General features: G+C 70.0%; 13 protein-coding genes. 8 read left to right on the plus strand and 5 right to left on the minus strand.

Annotated features, from left to right (window positions below):
- Positions 1 to 1,713, minus strand: a 1,713-nt coding sequence (locus HV824_RS29880) for a chromosome segregation protein SMC (RefSeq protein WP_176424797.1), incomplete at its 3' end; no start/stop codon positions are given.
- Between the two features lie 30 nt (positions 1,714 to 1,743).
- On the opposite strand from HV824_RS29880, the gene epmA reads away from it, so the two are divergent.
- Genes epmA through HV824_RS29895 form a run of 3 tightly spaced genes read left to right on the plus strand, consistent with a single transcriptional unit; the run spans position 1,744 to position 4,216 of the window.
- The gene (gene epmA / locus HV824_RS29885; RefSeq protein WP_176420115.1) at positions 1,744 to 2,748 is read left to right on the plus strand and encodes an EF-P lysine aminoacylase EpmA; all 1,005 of its coding nucleotides are present in this window, start codon (positions 1,744 to 1,746) and stop codon (positions 2,746 to 2,748) included.
- The gene (locus HV824_RS29890) at positions 2,745 to 3,482 is read left to right on the plus strand and encodes a 1-acyl-sn-glycerol-3-phosphate acyltransferase (protein WP_176420114.1); all 738 of its coding nucleotides are present in this window, start codon (positions 2,745 to 2,747) and stop codon (positions 3,480 to 3,482) included. Before epmA ends, HV824_RS29890 begins: the two co-directional genes overlap by 4 nt.
- Entirely contained in the window at positions 3,479 to 4,216 is a 738-nt protein-coding gene (locus HV824_RS29895) for an inorganic pyrophosphatase (protein ID WP_176424798.1), read from the plus strand. Before HV824_RS29890 ends, HV824_RS29895 begins: the two co-directional genes overlap by 4 nt.
- A 6-nt stretch (positions 4,217 to 4,222) precedes the next feature.
- Here the strand turns inward: HV824_RS29895 and HV824_RS29900 are convergent, their stop codons facing one another.
- Positions 4,223 to 5,443 carry a TonB C-terminal domain-containing protein gene (locus tag HV824_RS29900; protein ID WP_176424799.1) on the minus strand — a complete coding sequence of 407 codons (1,221 nt, stop codon included), beginning with the start codon at positions 5,441 to 5,443 and terminating at the stop codon, positions 4,223 to 4,225.
- 113 nt (positions 5,444 to 5,556) lie between these two features.
- On the opposite strand from HV824_RS29900, the gene HV824_RS29905 reads away from it, so the two are divergent.
- The 5 genes from HV824_RS29905 (at position 5,557) to HV824_RS29925 (ending at position 13,787) form a co-directional block, all read left to right on the plus strand.
- On the plus strand, positions 5,557 to 7,002 hold the full coding sequence (locus HV824_RS29905) for a nicotinate phosphoribosyltransferase (RefSeq protein WP_176420111.1): 1,446 nt from the start codon (positions 5,557 to 5,559) through the stop codon (positions 7,000 to 7,002).
- Between the two features lie 7 nt (positions 7,003 to 7,009).
- Positions 7,010 to 7,981, plus strand: coding sequence for a nicotinamidase (locus tag HV824_RS29910; protein WP_176420110.1), 972 nt, complete (start codon positions 7,010 to 7,012; stop codon positions 7,979 to 7,981).
- Between the two features lie 106 nt (positions 7,982 to 8,087).
- The gene (gene tssI, locus HV824_RS29915) at positions 8,088 to 10,589 is read left to right on the plus strand and encodes a type VI secretion system tip protein VgrG (protein ID WP_176420109.1); all 2,502 of its coding nucleotides are present in this window, start codon (positions 8,088 to 8,090) and stop codon (positions 10,587 to 10,589) included.
- Between the two features lie 48 nt (positions 10,590 to 10,637).
- Positions 10,638 to 12,647, plus strand: a complete 2,010-nt coding sequence (locus HV824_RS29920; protein WP_176424800.1) for a hypothetical protein — start codon at positions 10,638 to 10,640, stop codon at positions 12,645 to 12,647.
- Positions 12,648 to 12,659: 12 nt separating this feature from the next.
- A complete protein-coding gene (locus tag HV824_RS29925; RefSeq protein ID WP_176420107.1) occupies positions 12,660 to 13,787 on the plus strand; it encodes a hypothetical protein in 1,128 nt (375 codons plus the stop codon).
- Between the two features lie 9 nt (positions 13,788 to 13,796).
- Here HV824_RS29925 and HV824_RS29930 read toward each other — a convergent pair whose 3' ends face one another.
- From HV824_RS29930 to HV824_RS29940, 3 genes are all read right to left on the minus strand, one after another.
- Entirely contained in the window at positions 13,797 to 14,912 is a 1,116-nt protein-coding gene (locus HV824_RS29930) for a glycerate kinase (RefSeq protein WP_176424801.1), read from the minus strand.
- Between the two features lie 214 nt (positions 14,913 to 15,126).
- Entirely contained in the window at positions 15,127 to 15,615 is a 489-nt protein-coding gene (locus tag HV824_RS29935; RefSeq protein WP_176420105.1) for a YkgJ family cysteine cluster protein, read from the minus strand.
- Positions 15,616 to 15,625: 10 nt separating this feature from the next.
- Positions 15,626 to 16,835 (minus strand): class I SAM-dependent rRNA methyltransferase (locus tag HV824_RS29940; protein WP_255208452.1); only part of this gene is annotated, 1,210 nt, incomplete at its 5' end.

A 16,835-nucleotide genomic window follows, 5' to 3' on the forward strand; every position in this document is an offset into this window, starting at 1 on the left:
GGCGCTGAAGTCCTCCAGCCCCGGCGCGGGCGGGGGCTGGGTGAAGTCCTCCAGCCCGGGCGCGGCGGGGAGGATGGCGTCCTCCACGCCTTCGAGGTTGAGCTTCATGGGCACCTGGAGCGTGGTTCCCAGCCGCAGCAGCAGCACGTCCGGCTCGATGCCCTTCTCCCCAATGGCCTGGGCCACCTCGCGCGCGGACAGGCCGTTGCCCTTGGCCCACAGCGCCTTGAGGAACTCGCCCGCCTGCGACGTGCGCCACCACGCGGGGCCGAAGCGCGCCTTGAGCTGCGCCTGGAGCTGGCCCGCCAGGAACCACGCGCGGAAGCTGTCCGCGGACTGGAAGAAGTCCTCCTGGTCCACGAGGTAGCGCTCGGTGTCCTCGTCCGTCATCGGGATGTCGTCGGTGCGCGACATGACCTCGCGGTACAGCGCCTTCGGGTCCGCTTCGACGCGGCGGTGCAGCTCCAACTGGTAGAGCAGCCGGCCCGCGGCGTGGCGGATGAGGTACAGCTTGTGCGCGCTGGACGCGGCCAGGTACTGCGCGCGCTGCTCGCCGCTGACGCCCGCGTGCTCCTCCAGCCACACCGGGTCCTCGGCCAGGTCCTCGAAGAGGGCGGAGTAGGCCTCGCCCACGGTGGGGTTGCCCAGGCGCGCCAGCTCGAAGCGCGTCTCCGTGGTGAAGGCCGCGTGCAGCGCGTGGCCGAACTCGTGGAGCACGCGCGCCTGGTGCAGCACGCCCGAGCCCGGCTTGAAGGAGATGCGCACGTCGGAGGGCACGCGGACCGCCAGCGCCAGCGGGCGCGGGCTCTTGGCCTTCACGTCCCGCGCGTCGATGGTGACGTTGGGCAGCTCCCCCAGGTCCAGGCCCATGCCCGACAGCGTCCCGTGGGCCTTGAGCAGGGATTCGCCCCTGGGGAAGGCGTCCTCCACCTCGCGCGAGCGGAACAGGCGGGGGATGTCCGCGCGGGTGATGTCCTTGAACGGCATGCCCAGCTCGCGCTGGCTCAGCCGCTCCATCACCACGCGGTAGGGGGCCTGCGTGGCCTGGAGGATTTCCTCCGCCAGCACGCTCAGCCGCCCCAGGTCCGCCTGCCGCAGCTCGCTGCCGAAGGCCTCGTAGGACGCGAAGCCCAGCTCGCGCACCAGCGCGTCCGCGCGCTCCTCGCGGCGGCGCAGCGTCTGGTTGAGCCGCTCAATCGCGGGCGTGGCCGCGGCGTACAGGGCCCGGCGCCGCGCCACCGTGCGCTCGTTGGCGAGCAGCCGCTCCAGGTCCCGGTAGCGCACGTCCTTGCCGTCCACGGGGAAGGTGAGGGACGCCTCCAGGTTGGCGGCCGCGTCGTTGAACTCGGCCAGCGCGTGGGACAGGTACTCGCCGGCGAAGTGCGAGTGCAGCGCGGTGAGGGCGCGCACCTCGCGGGCGTCGTCCGTGAGCTGGCGCAGCCGGTCGATTCTTCGGATGTTCTCGATGGTGAAGAGCGCCTCCTGTCCGGCGTAGGTGGCGGCGACGTCCACGTGGCGGCCCTCCGTCCAGAAGCCCCACACCAGGCGGCTCTGGGCTTCGAGGAGGGTTTCAGCCTTCGAGGACATGGCGCTGACGTCCGCCTCGAGCTGCTGCTGCTCGGAGAGGACCTGCCGGCCATCGGCGGGCGGGCCCTTGGGGCAGGCAGTGAGGCAGCAGGCGAAGGCCAGCAGCAGGGGAATCCTTGGGTGCATGTGGCTCCTCATGTTACTTGCGCGCTGCCCATGCCCAATCTTTCTCAATGGCGGGCCGCCCGGGGACGCCAGTCCCTCTACTCCGCCCTGCGACGTTTCTTCGCCGCCCATGGCTACCTGGAGGTGGAGACGCCGCTGCTCATCCCCACCCCGGGGATGGAGCCGCATATCAACGCGTTCGAGGCCGGCTTCATCCCGGAAACGGACGTGGGCTCCGCGCGGACGCTCTACCTGCACACCAGCCCCGAGTACGCCATGAAGCGGCTGCTCGCGGACGGGGCCGGGCCGTTGTTCCAGCTCTGCAAGGTGTTCCGGAATGGGGAGGTCTCCCCGACCCACAATCCGGAATTCACGATGCTGGAGTTCTACCGGCCCCACGCGGACTACCACGCCATCATGGAGGACCTGGAAGGGGCGCTGGCGGAGGCCGGCCGCGGCGCGACGGAAGGGGAGCCCGGGGCGGACCCGGCCTTCTTCACGCGCACCCCCTATGAGCGCCTGACGGTGCGTGACGCGGTGCTGCGCGCCACCGGGGTGGACCTCCGCCAGCACGCGGACGGCCCGTCGTTGAAGCGGGCGGCGGAGGCGGCCGGGGTGCGCACCGGGGACGCGGAGACGTTCGACGACGTCTTCTTCCACCTCTTCCTCCAGAAGGTGGAGACCGGCCTGGGCCACGAGCGGCCCACCTTCTTGATTGAGTACCCGGCCTCCATGGCGGCGCTGTCCCGGCTGAAGCCCGGTGACACCACGGTGGCGGAGCGGGTGGAGCTGTACGCCAAGGGCCTTGAGCTGGCGAACGGGTTCTCCGAGCTGACGGACCCCGAGGAACAGCGCGCACGATTGACAGAAGAACAGGCGCTCAGGCGCCAGCTGGGCCGGGCCGTGTATCCTCTGGACGAGCGGTTCCTTGACGCGGTAGGGCGAATGCCACCCTCGGCGGGCATCGCCGTCGGGCTCGATAGAATCCTGATGCTGCTGCTCGGGGTCCAGCGCATCTCGGACGTGCTCCTCTTCCCCGCCCACGAGTTCGTTTGATTCGCAAGCTCCTGCAGACGGCCTTTGCTGGAACGGCGGCGGTGGGCATCACCGGTGTGCTGTCTCCCGTGGTGTCGGCGCTGTCGCTGCGGGACGCCAAGGACGCGGACGGCTTGCTGGTGCTGTGGGCGCGCTCGGTGCTGGCGTCCGCGGGCGTGCGGCATGAGGTGGTGGGGCTCGAGAACCTCCCCACTGACACACACGTCGTCTTCGCGAGCAACCACCAGTCGCACTACGACGCGCTGGTGAACTTCGCCCACATCCGCAAGCACACGCGTTACGTGGCCAAGGCGGAGCTGTTCCGCATCCCCGTCTTCGGGCCGGCGCTCCGGCGCGCGGGCAACATCCCGGTGGAGCGCACCGGCGGCGGGGGAGACAGGGCCCGCCTGTCGGAAGCCGTCACGGCGCTGCGGGAGCGGGTGAGCGTGCTCTTCTTCGCGGAGGGCACGCGCAGCACGGATGGGCGGCTGCGGCCGTTCAAGAAGGGCGCCGCGGCGCTGGCCATCCAGGCGGGCGTTCCGGTGGTGCCCCTGGCCGTGTCGGGAACGCGGCTCATCCTTCCCAAGGGGGGCCGGGCCGTGCGGTGGGGCCAGCGGGTGGCGCTGATGGTGGGCAAGCCCATTTCCACCCAGGGACTGACGATGCAGGACCGCGACGCGCTCACGCGCCAGTTGGAGGACGCGGTCGCAGAACTCTATGCCGAGGCCTGCAAGCGCTCGGGAGACACGCCATGAAGAAGCCAATCCAGACCACCTCCCAGGCGCACCCGTGGCACGGCATCACCCCGGGTGAGGACGCCCCCGAAATCGTCACCGCGTACATCGAAATCGTCCCCACGGACGCGGTGAAGTACGAGCTGGACAAGGAGTCCGGCATCCTCAAGCTGGACCGGCCGCAGCGCTTCAGCAGCCAGTGCCCCACGCTCTACGGCTTCATCCCGCAGACGTACTGCGACGAGCTGGTGGCGAAGCGCTGCGCCGAGCGCACGGGCCTGAAGGACATCAAGGGCGACGGGGACCCCATCGACATCTGCGTGCTGACGGAGAAGGTCATCTCTAGCGGCAACCTGCTGGTGCGCGCGATTCCCATCGGCGGCTTCCGCATGGTCGACGGCGACGAGGCCGACGACAAGATCATCGCGGTGCTGGAGTCCGACCTGGTGTACGGCGAGCTGCAGCACATCGCGCAGCTCCCGCGCGCGCTGCTCGACCGCCTCAAGCACTACTTCCTCACCTACAAGCAGATTCCCGGTGAGGGGAAGCGCAGCGTGGAGATCGCCGAGGTCTACGACCAGCCGGAGGCGCTCGAGGTCATCAAGCGCAGCATGAAGGACTATGCGCGCCTCTATGGCCCGCAGGTCACCACGACGGCGCGCTCCGGCCGCGCGCGTGGCGCGGCGGTGGAGGCGAAGAGCGCCAGGCCCGCGAAGCCCAAGGCGAAGGCGGCGCGCAAGTCCCGCGCGTCCTGAGCCGGCTCAGCGGACCTCGACCAGCCGCACGCGCTTGTAGATGCGGCGGTCCAGCGGAAGGCGGGCGTCGATGAAGCCGAGCGCTTCGTCGAACTCGAAGCTGAAGGTGGGGACGGGCGGGCTGATGGAGATGAGCAGCTCGAACTCCCAGACACTGGTGAGCCGCGAGCGGCCGCCCACGGCCTCGTCCGGCGGCGGGGGCAGCTTCTCCGCCATGGCGCGCACGTCCTTGAGGGCCTCCTTGTCGACCTGGGGCTCGTGGCTGGGCTCCAGGAGGTGCACGTCCACGAGGTTCCCCTTCGTGTCCTGGACGACGCGGATGAGGGCACGGCGCGTGGTGCGGAACTCCTGGCGCATCTGCTGGCGCAGCTCGCGGCGGGCATTGAGCGTGGGGTCTCCGGCCGTGCTGAGCGGCCTGCGCCGGTCCTCGCCCGGGCCATTCTTCGCGGCGAACGAGCCCGACGCGCCGTAGTCCGACGCGCGCTCCATCCAGATGCGCGAGTACGCGCGGCCGCGCTCCATGCCCATGTCGAAGTAGCCCTGGAGGCCGTGCTCCTTCACGGCGCGGTCGGCGTCCCACGCCTTCATCAGCGCCTTGCCGAGCTGTCCGTAGTAAGGGTGCACCAGCCCGCGCTCCACCCGGCCTCGGCCCACGCTTTCGGACACCAGCTCCTCCACCAGGGCCTGGGCCGAAGGCGGCGCCCGCGGGTCCACGACGCCGCCGTCGAGCTCCGCCGCCACGCCGTGGTGCGCTCCTGGAAGCGCGGTGACCTGACGGGCCGCGAGCAACAGCCGCGAGCCCGGGGCGGCGTTGGCGCGGGGAATGTCCGTGGGAGGTGTGCCCGCCAGGGGCGCGTCCGCGAAGCGGGGGCTTGCCGGCGCCGTGTCGGGAACCTCCGCGTCACGTGCAGGCTGCGCGTCCGCCTGGGCGACGGGCGTGTCGTGCGCGAACTGGGGACTCTCGTGGGCAGGCGCTGGGTCGCGCTCCAGCGGCGGAGTGCCGGTGGCCCTGGGCGGCGAGGCGGGTTCCGGAGGAGGCTCCGCGGCCCGCGCGGGTGGTGCCTCCGCCACCTCCACGTCGACCCATTCAAGGGCCGGTGGCAAGTCAGGCGGAGGTGGCCGCGTGACGGGCTCCCCCCCGCCCTCCAGGGCCAGCCACAGGAGCCCATGCACGCCCAGGCTCGCGACGAGCGCTGGCAGCAGGCGTCTGGTGGGCTCACGGGGCATGCGCCTCCATTTAACCCCGCTTTCAAGTCATGCCCGGGGAATCCACGAGGGGTGATTAGGAAACGCAACCCTGACGCGTTTACTCTTCACGACATCGGAGGAAGGACCCCAGGATGTCGACCTCGCTGCTCGCGACGGATGGCTACAAGTTCAGCATGGCGGAGGCTGGCTGGCCGCTTCGTCGGGAAACGTTCTACTACTCGCACCGGCGGGGGGGGCTCCAGGTGATGCCGCTCGACGTGGCGGCCTTCGTCCAGTCGCTCATCCCGGAGCCCAGGGCGGAGGACTACGACTACCTGGGCCGGTACGACTATGAGATGGGCGTGGGGTTCAAGGCGGCCATCCTCCGCCGTGAGAAGCTCAGCATCCGCGCCATCCCCAAGGGCGCGCTCTTCTACCCGCGCGAGCCCATCCTCACGCTGACGGGCCCGTCGGCGCTGGTGTCCTGGGTGGAGCCGCTGCTGCTCCAGCTCAACTTCCGCATCCAGGTCGCCACCCTGGCGCTGTCGGACCGGGACGCGCTGGCCCGCGCGCTGGCCACCGTGACGTGCGACGCGCAGAAGGCCATCGCGCTGGAGACGCTCGACGCGGTGGGCGTGAAGGCGGTGCCCATCACCGTGGACGCTGAGGGCTACGCCAAGCGCGTCTTCGCCACCGTCAAGGAGTTGGTGGACATCGTCGAGGACCCGTCCCGCATCTTCGAGGTGGGCCTGCGCGCGGCCACCTGTCTGGAGCAGCACGAGTTGGCGCTGCGAAGCTGCAAGGACGCTGGCGTCACGCGCACCTCCAACGTGGACGGGGCCGCGAAGCTGGGCATGGCCCCGGTGGGCACCATGGGGCACGAGCACATCCAGCGCTATGGCTCGGATGAGGCCGCGTTCCGGGCCATGCGCGAGCGCCGGCCGCAGCGCTCCAGCTACCTGCTGGACACCTTCGACACGCTCACGTCCGGAATCCCCGCGGCCTTCCAGCTCATCCAGGAGGAGCCCGGCAACAACGACTCCATCCGCTTCGACTCCGGCAACAAGAAGCTCCAGTACCTCTACGCGGTGACGCGGGCGCGGGACCTGGGGATTCGCCCCGTCAACATCCTGGAGGACGGACTGGACGCGGAGGCCACGCGGGAGTTCGAGGAGCTGCGGCGGCAGGTGGGCTGGGAGCCGTCGGCCCAGTTCTACGGCTACGGCGGTCACATCGTCGCGCGGACCATGGACTGCCCGCTCACCCGGGACAAGGTCGCCGCCATCTACAAGCTGTCACGCACGGGCAACACGCCGGTGATGAAGTTCGGCAACGAGCTGGCCGAGGGCAAGAAGAGCATCCCCGGCGAGCCCGTCCTCTTCCGCCGCCGCCATGGCTCGGGGCCCATCGGGCTGGTGGGCCAGGTGGGCGAGCCCGTCCCGGACGGCTACATCCCACTCATGGAGAGCGCGCCGGAGACTCCGTCGCTGGTGGGGGCGCGGGAGCCGGCGGCCGAGGCGCGCGTGGCCTACACCGCCGCGACGCAGGCGCTGGTGGATGCGCTGCACCGCCGCCACTTCCCCCAGCAGCAGCGCTGAGGCCGAGATGCCCTTACCCATTCCCCGCTTCCACGAGGACGCCCGCGTCAGCCAGCTCTTCCTGGAGCGTGGCGCGGAGGTTGCGGAGGAGGCCCTCCGCTACGTGGCGGAGCACCGCCTCCGCCCCGCGCGCGAGGACGCGACGCGCATCGCCGCGTTCGGTATCGACGTGCAGGTGGCCTTCTGCACGCCGGGCGCCAGTCTCTTCGTGCCCGGCGCGGTGGAGGACACCCAGCGCACGCTGCGCTGGCTCTACGCGAACCTGGACCGGGTGACGGAGCTGGTGTTCTCGCTAGACACCCACCGGGCGTTCCACGTGTTCCATCCGTCCTGGTGGCGGGACGCGGAGGGCCGGCCGCCGCCGCCGCTCACGGCCATCACCGCGTCAGACGTGCGCTCCGGCCGGTGGCGGGCCACGCGCTCCCACGAGGAGAGCCTGGCCTACTGCGAGCAACTGGAGGCCAGCGGCCGGTACGTGCTCACCGTCTGGCCCTTCCACGCGATGCTGGGCGGCCTGAGCCACGCGCTGGTGCCGTCCGTCTTCGAGGCGAGCCTCTTCCACGCCCTGGTGCGCGACGTGCCCACGCACTTCGAGCTGAAGGGGGAGCACCCGCTCACGGAGAACTACTCCGTGCTGTCGCCCGAGGTGACGGAGGTGAAGGGGCAGCAGGTCGGGGCCTTCAATACGCGCCTCTTCGAGCACCTGATGTCCTTCGACCGCGTCTACGTGTTCGGCCAGGCCAGCTCCCACTGCGTGCTGAACACGCTGCTGGACCTGCGGCGTCACATTGAACGGACGGACCCGTCGAAGATGGGCCGCATCCACATCCTGGAGGACGCCATGAGTCCGGTGCCGGCGCCCCCCCTGGCGCCGCTGCCCGCCTCGCTGGACTTCCCCCGGCTGGCGAAGGAGGCCCTCCGGGACTTCCAGGCGGCGGGGATGCGGGTGGTCCGGACCTCGGACCCGCTGGAGGGGTAGCCGGGGCGGCATTCCGAGCGAGTGCGCCCACGTACCCCGCGTGTGGTAGAATCTCCCGTTCGTTCCCGGCGAGGCTGGGGACCTCCGCGTCGGTGAAGGGGGAGTCATGGCCGCTCAGTTCAATCCGCCTGCGTTCACGGTGCAGCTCGGCGCGCATGGCGCCGAGGCGCTGAGCGTCTCGGGCATTTCGGGCACTGAGGCGTTGAGCCACCTGTTCGACTTCCGGGTGGACTTCTTCGCGAAGGATGGCGAGCCCATCGCCACCAGCGAGCTGCTGGAGCAGGACGCGCTGCTGACGCTGGCCATCCGCGACAGCGCGCCGCGCTACGTGCATGGCTGGGTGCGCGAGGTGGAGTCGCTGGGAATGAAGACGGGCCGCCGCCGCTACCGGGCGCACGTGGTGCCCCGGCTGTGGCGGCTCACCCAGCACCACCGCAGCCGCATCTTCCAGCAGAAGTCCGTGCCGGACATCCTCAATGCCGTCCTGGGCGAGGCGGGCGTGAAGACGCGGCTGGCCTTGTCCGGCAGCTACGCCCCCCGCGAGTACTGCGTGCAGTACCGGGAGAGCGACTTCGCCTTCCTCAGCCGCCTCATGGAGTGGGAAGGCATCTTCTACTTCTTCGAGCACGCCGAGGACGGGCACACGCTGGTGCTGGGAGACAAGCCCAGCGCGCACGCGCCCCTGCCGCAGGGCCTGCAACTGCCGCTGCGCCCCAGCCTGGGCAAGGAGGTGGTGGAAGGTGAGTACCTCTCCGCGCTGGAGGTGGTGCACCGGCTGCGTCCCGGCGCCGTGCACCTGAAGGACTTCGACTTCGAGAAGCCCAGCCTGGACATCTCCGGCAAGGCGCAGGCGCCCGAAGGTGTCACGGAGCTGGAGCTCTACGACTACCCAGCGGGCTACGTGGCGCCGGGCGTGGGCAAGGCGGCGACGAACGTGCGCACGGAGGCTGCCAGCATGGGCGGGCGCACGCTGATGGGACAGGGCGTGGCGCCGCGCCTGACGCCCGGGTACCTGCTGGAGGTGCAGTCGCCGGAGGACGGCACCTTCGCGGGCGAGTACCTGGTGACGGAGGTGGTGCATTCGGGCACGCAGCCGGACGTCAGCGCGGGCAGCGAGGCGATTCAGGGCCTGTACCGCAACCAGTACCAGTTGTTGCCCAAGGCGGTGCCCTTCCGGCCCCGGCGCCTGACGCCCCTGCCGCAGCTGGCGGGCCCGCAGACGGCCACGGTGGTGGGCCCCGCGGGCGAGGAGATTCACACCGACGAGCACGGGCGCATCAAGGTGCAGTTCCACTGGGACCGCGAGGGCAAGCGGGACGAGAAGTCCTCGTGCTGGGTGCGGGTGGGCCAGCCGTGGGGCGGGCCGGCCTGGGGAGACGTGTGGCTGCCGCGCATTGGCCAGGAGGTGGTGGTGCGCTTCCTGGAAGGCGACCCGGACCGGCCGCTGGTGGCGGGGGCCGTCTACAACGGGACCAACACGGTGCCGTATGGCCTGCCTGGGGAGAAGACGAAGTCCACGCGCAAGAGCGCGTCCAGCCTGGGCAGCGACGGCTTCAACGAGGTCCGAGTCGAGGACGCGGCGGGCCAGGAGGAGGTCTTCACCCACGCGCAGAAGGACGAGGACCTGCTCACGGAGAACGACAAGGACCAGCAGGTGACGGGCTTCGAGGACCTGCTGGTGAAGAAGGACCGCGAGCGCACGGTGGAGGGCAACCAGGAGCTGCGCGTGGGGTTGGACGACGTGGGCGTCGTGGAGCAGAACCAGACGTTGCTGGTGCAGGGCAACCGCGCCACCCGGACGACGCTGTCCCACGACGAGGAGGTGGAGGGGAACCAGACGATGACGGTGGGGGGCAACCTCACCGCGCTGGTGCTCCAGGGCGCCATGGAGAACGTGGGCGCCGCGAAGGCCACCACCATTGGCGGCGTCTACAGCGTCAACGTGGCGCTGGCCTACAACGAGGCCACCGGCGGCGCGCGCGGTCTGGAGGTCGCCGCCGCGCACACCGAGCACGTGCTGGGCTCGCGTCAGGAGACGGTCGCCAAGGACAAGACGGTGGACGTCGGCCAGGACTGGGACTTGCGCACCAAGGGCCAGCTCACGCTGACCATCGGCAAGGACTGGGAAGAGGACATCGGGAAGACCACCGGCATCTACGTCACCGAGGCCATGGCGGGCCTGGCCAAGAAGTTCGAGCTGAAGGCGGACACCTTCTCGCTGCTCGTCGGTGACAACCTCATCTTGAAGATGGAGAAGTCCGGCAAGGTGACCTTCGCCCTCAAGACGCTCACCGTCGACGGCAAGGAAGTGAAGATCAAGGGTGGCAAGGTGAAGATGGAGGCGGCCGGTTCGCTCAAGAGCGACTCGCGTGAGGCGAAGGAGCTGGAGCACCTCAAGGACCCGGACCCCGTCAACGTCGAGTTCAACCTCAAGGGCGTGGACGGCAAGCCCATCAAAGATCAGCCCTTCGAGCTGCACATGCCCGACGGAAGCATCAAGAAGGGCCGCGTGGACGGGAGCGGGAAGGGCGTGGTGGAGAAGGTGCCGCCCGGCGACTACCGCATCGTCTTCCCGGAGATGTCAGGCCGCATCAACAAGGGTTCCTGAGCCGTACCTGCCCGCGCGGGCACACGCGCCATTTCGGATAGGCCAGCGATGGAAACGTACGTCGTCAAGGACGGGGACTCCCCCGACTCAATCGCGCAGAAGTACGGGTTCAAGGACTGGAAGCTCATCTACGAGCATCCGGACAACGGGGGCCTGCGCGCCACGCGCGGCGCCAATGAGGTGAAGGCGGAGGACCGGGTCATCATCCCGGACATGCCGGAGAACCAGGTGTCCGCCGGCGGGCCGCAGAACCTCATCGCCACGTCGGGGACGCCGCTCACGCTGCCGCCCGTCCACTTCGACGCGCACATGCACATCATGAGCGGCAACTGCACGCCCATGCCCGCGCTGGTGCAGATGATGAAGGACAAGGGCCTGGGCTTCCTCATCGGCACGGGCACCAGCCGCACCAAGATCAACCGCCTGGGCTTCTGGGCGGCGAAAATCCCGTTCGCGCCCGACATCGGGGATGTGTCCCACCGCGACACGCACCGCATTGGCGAAGAGGCCGTGCGCTCCAATGACAGCCTCGCCCAGGACCGGACGGGCTACGCCGCGGATGGCATGGGCAACGTGGAGGAGTACACCATCCCCGCGCCCCTGCGGGCCTATGCGTCCACGCAGGGCCACGCGGAGGCCAGCGCTTCCTACATGGGCATGTCCATCGTCCTCACCATGGACATGGACTACTGCCACCTGGCTGGCTACCAGGGCGACCCCATCTACACCGAGGAGGAGACGGAGTCCGGGCCCGGCATCACCTACCGCTGGCGCACGAAGTCCGACGACCTGGGTGAGAAGATTGTCGCGAAGTCCGACGAGGCGGACCTCCACGAGACGTGGAGCCGGCAGCTCCGGCACACCGAGCAGGTGACGGCGGAGCACCCCTTCCGGCTGCTGCCGATGTATCACTTCGAGCCGCGCCGCTTCATCAAGAACGGGGACAAGGCCGCGCCCTTCAAGAAGGTGGTGACGGCCTCCCAGGCCGCGCCCTACATCGGCTTCAAGATGTACAGCCCGCAGGGCTACATGCCGAAGGAGCGCCACGCGCCGGCGAAGGACATCCTGAGCTGGTTCTTCTCCGAATGCGCGTCGAAGGACATCCCGCTGATGACCCACTGCACGCCGTCGGGCTTCTACACGCACGAGCGGCGCTTCTACCTGGACCATGAGCCGGACGAGGCCATCCGGAAGGACCCGAAGTACTGGCCCTCGCAGGAGGCCATCGCCGCCGCGGACGCGAACATCACCAAGGCGCGCGACTACGTGACGGAGCTGGAGGCGAGCTGGAGGAGCCACATCCCGCTGGTGCTCCGCCGCGCGCGCAACGGCGTGGAGGACGCCATCGAGGCCAAGGAGAAGCTGCTGAATCCGGGCCGGATGCGCTACTTCTACGAGAACTACGTGCACCCGGAGGCGTGGCGCCCGGTGCTCAATGACAATCCGAAGCTGCGCTTGTGTCTGGCGCACTTCGCCAGCGACGGCACCTTCTGGGACTTCCGCAAGGGGCTCACCGTCAAGCAGGACAGCCAGAAGGTCCAATACGACAAGAGCTGGATTGGCTCCATCGTCGAGCTGTGCGACGAGTTCCCCAACTTCTACACGGACATCTCCTATCTGGACTTGATGGAGAAGCAGAAGTGGAAGCTGCTCGCGGAAATCCTCAAGTCCAGTCCGTGGATGCTGAAGAAGGTCATGTTCGGCACCGACTGGTACATGATTACCGCCGAGCCCGTGGAGTACGCGGCCTGGTACAGCCGGACGATTCGCGGGCTGGAGTTCATCCAGAAGGAGCTGCCGACGCAGGTGAACCTCTTCACCCAGTTCGCCATCGTCAATCCCATGCGCTACTACCGCATGATGGAGGTCGCCCCGAAGATGAAGGAGGGCCTCAAGGCGCTCCAGGAGAAGCTCAAGGTGACGGGCGCTCCGGTGGACAAGCTCGAGGACAACTTCACGACGCTGATGCGCCTGCAGCACCCGCTGGAGCAGATTGACAAGGCGGGCGGGCTGGCCAGCGGCCCCATGCTGTTCTCCGCGACCACGAAGGCGAAGTAGGAGCGCCCGCCCATGGAGCCCAACAAGGACCCCTTTCTGCTGACGCCCGGGCTGCCCGCGCCCGCGGCGCCCGTGCGTCAGGCCTCGCCGTTCCCCTGGAACGAGGTGGCGCTCGTGTTTCCGGCGCCCGTGCCGGATTCGGTGGCGGTGCTCACGCTGAACGACAAGCTCTGGCGGCTGGAGCTGTCCGGCCCCGAGGTGCGCCGCGTCGAGGTGGACGACGAGTACCTGGAGCAGGTGTCCGGGGGCGAGCTGCACGCGATGCTGCCGCCGTCACCCACGCACCTGGCGTACCTCCAGACGCGGCGGCTGGTGCTGTACGACCTCAAGTGGCAGCTGGCCAAGACGTGGTCCATGGCCGGGCGCCTGGAAGAGGTGGCCAGCCGCGGCGCCTGGGTCTCCCACACGCCGCAGGTGGTGGCGGTGGAACTGGAGGACACCACGCACTACGTCACCGAGGACCGCATCGACTTCCGGCTGCGCACCTGGCGGCTGGACGGCGACAAGCGCGTGCAGCAGGGCTCGCTGGAGCTGGGCTCCGTCGTCGGCGCGGTGAAGTGGGACGCGGGCGCGGGGCTGGTGGCGGTGCAGAAGCCCGGCGCGCCGCTGGAGCTCTACGGGCCGGATTTGGCCAAACCCCAGCCGGAGCACCCGCTGGCGCTCGCGCTGCGCAAGCTGGCGGTGGATGGCCTCACGGTGCAGTCGCTGCGTCTGCATCCCTCGTTGCCGGTGGCGCTCGTGGCCCTGGGCCGTGACGTGGCGCCGAAGCGGGAGGAGGGCAAGGAGAAGCCCGAGGACCCCGGCATCTGGCGCGTGTCGTGGGAAGGCGCGCCCGCGGTGACGGTGCGGCTGGCGCGTTATGCGTCGGGCGAATCGGTGACGCTGGGCTCGCTGTCACCCGAGGGCGACTGGCTCTACTACCGCGTGCTGAACAGCGCGGGCCGCGACCCGCACCTGTACGTGCAGCAGGTGGGCGCGGCCTTCAAGCCGCCCCTGGCGCTGGGCGCCGTCCCGGAGAAGGGCGCGGCGCTGCTGTGGACGGGCGGGGCGCCGTCGCTCGTCATGTATGACGGGACGAAGGACGCGCTGGTGCACTGGAAGCTGGCGGGCGCGGCACCGGCGAAGCCCGGCTCGAAGTGACGGCCCAGCTCAGCGTCCCTTGAGGCGCTGGGCGGCCCACCGCGCGGCGGCCTCGCACAGCACCTTCGAGGCCGCTTCGCCCGGCTGGGCGTGGGCGCTCAGCTCCACCACCTCGTGGAAGAGGTCCAGCGCCAGGCCCTCATCCCGCCGCACCTGTCCGGCGAAGAGCACCACCGGCGTGCCTTGCTCTCGGGCCATCCGCGCGAGGCCGCCCGGGCCCTTGCCCAGCGCCGTCTGACGGTCGAAGCGGCCCTCGCCGGTGAGCACCACGTCCGCCATCAACACGCGCCGCTCCAGGCCCAGCGCGCGTGACACCAGCTCGTAGCCGGGCACCAGTCGCGCGCCCGCGAGCGCCTGCAGGCCAAAGCCGAAGCCGCCCGCCGCGCCCGCGCCGGGCCAGCCCGCGGACGTCTCCCCCAGCACCGAGGCAGCGTGTGCCAGCGCCGCCTCCAGGGCTTCCACGCCGGCCGCGTCCGCGCCCTTCTGCGGACCGAAGAGCCGCGCGGCTCCGTCTGGCCCCAACAGGGGAGACGTGACGTCCGTGGCACCCAGCAGCTCCACGGCGCCCAGGCGGGGATGACGGCCACTCGCGTCCACGCGGGCGAGCTGGGCCAGCGCCGCGCCTCCCGGGGCAAGCGGCTGTCCCCGCGCGTCCAGGAAGCGGAAGCCCAGGGCGTTGAGGGCCCCCGTGCCCGCGTCCGTGGTGGCGCTGCCGCCCAGGCAGACGATGATGCGCTCGCAGCCCGACTCCAGCGCCGCGTGCATCAGCTCGCCCGTGCCGTAGGTGGACGCCTTCAGGGCGTCGCGAGCCTCGGGCGCCAGCAGTGACAGGCCGGACGCGGCGGCCATCTCCACCACCGCGGTGCGTCCGTCCTCCACCAGGGCCCAGTGCGCTTCCACGGGCGCGCCCAGCGGCCCACGCACCACCTGTTGACGACGCTCGCCACGCAGGCCCGCCAGCAGCGCCTCCACGGTGCCCGGCCCGCCATCCGCGAGCGGCGCCACGTCCAGCACCACTTCCGGCGAGGACTCGCGGAGGCCGCGAGCCATGGCTTCGGCCGCCTCCGCGGCGGACAGCGTTCCCTTGAATTCTTGCGGTGCGACGAGCCAGCGAGGAGCAATCACGATGAAAGGTTCGGCGCTTTCCGAGGTGTCCAGGGAACTCCAGAAGGCCAGGGGACCCGTACCGCGTCCTTCACCTGCGAGAGCCCCCACCCCTGGCATACCACTCCCCGCGCCATTCCCACTCCTGGGGTCATGCGTGTTTCAACACTTCTATGTATCAACGGGGCGTTCGCGCCTTGAATTCCTGCCTAGGCTTGAATTTAAAAGATGCAATTCAAGCTTTCGTGGTCGCACGCCAGGCCTCCGCATGCCAGTCCAACAGGGGGCGCGGAGCCTTCAGCGAAGGGGCCACGCGCTGGGACACACGCTCCAGCCGCTCCAGCAGGGTGGCCACCGTCTCCGCCGGTTGGCGTGAGGGGCCTTGGATGCGCTGGCAGAAGAAGGTCCGGCAGCCGAAGGGCCGGTCCGCGTACACCGAGCAGCGCAGGCCCGTGGCGTCCAGGTAGGGGCAGCCGCCGTCCGCGCGGGGCGGGGGCAGCGGGCGGCCTCGGGACAGCAGCTCCCATTCGGGCTGCCACAGCCAGGGCTGGCGCTTCGTGACGGCCAGCTGGCAGCACTCGCCGCTGGCCGGGCAGGAGTAGGGGGCGTAGGCCGCGTCCGCCTGGCGGTAGACGGCGCGCACTTCCTTCAGCGCGCGCTCCCGTTCGCGGGTGCCCCCCAGGGGCGCGTCGTCCTCCTCGTCGTCCCAGTCCCGCGTCCGCATGGGCGTGGCCTCAAAGCACCCGGAGCACGAAGCACTTCAGGTAGCGCGTCTCGCGCAGGTTGAGCAGCACGGGGTGGTCCCGGCTGGCGCCGCGGCGCTCGATGATTTGCACGCGGCGGCGGGCGTCCGCGGCGGCGGAGGCGAGCATGTCCTCGAAGGCCTGTTCGTCCACGTGGTACGTGCAGCTGGCGGTGATGAGGATGCCGCCGGGCCGCAACAGCTGGATGGCGCGGAGGTTGATTTCCTTGTACCCGCGCACCGCGGCGGGGATGGCGTCCTTGTTCTTCGCGAAGGAGGGCGGGTCCAGGACGATGGTGTCGAAGTGCTTGCCGTCGTCCACCGCGTCGCGGAGGTAGTCGAAGGCGTTGGCCACCACCACGTCCAGGTTGCTCAGCTTGTTGGCCGCCGCGTTCTCCCGCAGCTGCGCCGAGGCCGCCTCGGAGATTTCAATCGCCGTGACGTGCCGGGCCCGCGTGGCGAGCTGGAGCGCGAAGCCGCCGACGTAGGAGAAGCAGTCCAGCGCCTCGCCGTGGGCGTAGTGCGCGGCCATGACGTGATTCTCGCGCTGGTCCAGGAAGGCGCCCGTCTTCTGGCCCTCCAGCAGGTCCGCGCGCATCTTCACCAGGCCCTCGTCGAAGGACACCGGGCCGGGGTGTTCGCCGCGCAGCACGCCCTTCTCCGGGGTGAGGCCCTCCAGGTTGCGCACGCCGACGTCGGAGCGGTTGATGATGCCGCGCGGGTTGAACTGCGCCTGGAGCAGGTCGGCGATGAGCGCCTTGCGCTGCTCCATGGCGGGGACTAGGAACTGCGCGCTGAGGTAGTCGCCGTAGCGGTCCACCACGAGCCCGGGCAGGCCGTCCGCCTCGCCATGCACCAGCCGGTACGTCCGCTCCCCCGGGAGGGCCAGCTGGCGCAGCCGGTCCGCGGCCAGGAGCCGCTCACGGAAGAAGTCCGCGTCCACCGCGACGTCGTCGAAGGAGAGCCAGCGCAGGGAAATCTTCGAGTGCTTCGAATAGAAGGCCTTGCCCAGGAACCACCCCCGGGTGTCCGTCACGCGCACCACCTCGCCGCCGGGCAGCCCGGGGTCTCCATTGAGGTCCGCGCGGTAGATCCACGGGTGGCCGGCCTGCCAGCGCTCCACGCCGCGGCGCAGCAGCGACACCTGGGGGAGGCCGTCCGGGCCCAGCTCGGGCGAGCTGCGGTCCGGGGCGGGCTTCTCC

This window comes from Myxococcus sp. AM009 (genome assembly GCF_013372605.1).
Taxonomy (GTDB): domain Bacteria; phylum Myxococcota; class Myxococcia; order Myxococcales; family Myxococcaceae; genus Myxococcus; species Myxococcus vastator.

What these genes read in the sequence shown, in the direction of transcription:
- tssI (WP_176420109.1), top strand. Translation starts at nt 8,088, where the DNA reads ATGGCCGCTCAGTTCAATCCGCCTGCGTTCACGGTGCAGCTCGGCGCG.
- HV824_RS29935 (WP_176420105.1), bottom strand. Translation starts at nt 15,615, where the DNA reads ATGCGGACGCGGGACTGGGACGACGAGGAGGACGACGCGCCCCTGGGG.
- epmA (WP_176420115.1), top strand. Translation starts at nt 1,744, where the DNA reads ATGCCCAATCTTTCTCAATGGCGGGCCGCCCGGGGACGCCAGTCCCTC.
- HV824_RS29910 (WP_176420110.1), top strand. Translation starts at nt 7,010, where the DNA reads ATGCCCTTACCCATTCCCCGCTTCCACGAGGACGCCCGCGTCAGCCAG.
- HV824_RS29895 (WP_176424798.1), top strand. Translation starts at nt 3,479, where the DNA reads ATGAAGAAGCCAATCCAGACCACCTCCCAGGCGCACCCGTGGCACGGC.
- HV824_RS29905 (WP_176420111.1), top strand. Translation starts at nt 5,557, where the DNA reads ATGTCGACCTCGCTGCTCGCGACGGATGGCTACAAGTTCAGCATGGCG.
- HV824_RS29920 (WP_176424800.1), top strand. Translation starts at nt 10,638, where the DNA reads ATGGAAACGTACGTCGTCAAGGACGGGGACTCCCCCGACTCAATCGCG.
- HV824_RS29900 (WP_176424799.1), bottom strand. Translation starts at nt 5,443, where the DNA reads ATGCCCCGTGAGCCCACCAGACGCCTGCTGCCAGCGCTCGTCGCGAGC.
- HV824_RS29925 (WP_176420107.1), top strand. Translation starts at nt 12,660, where the DNA reads ATGGAGCCCAACAAGGACCCCTTTCTGCTGACGCCCGGGCTGCCCGCG.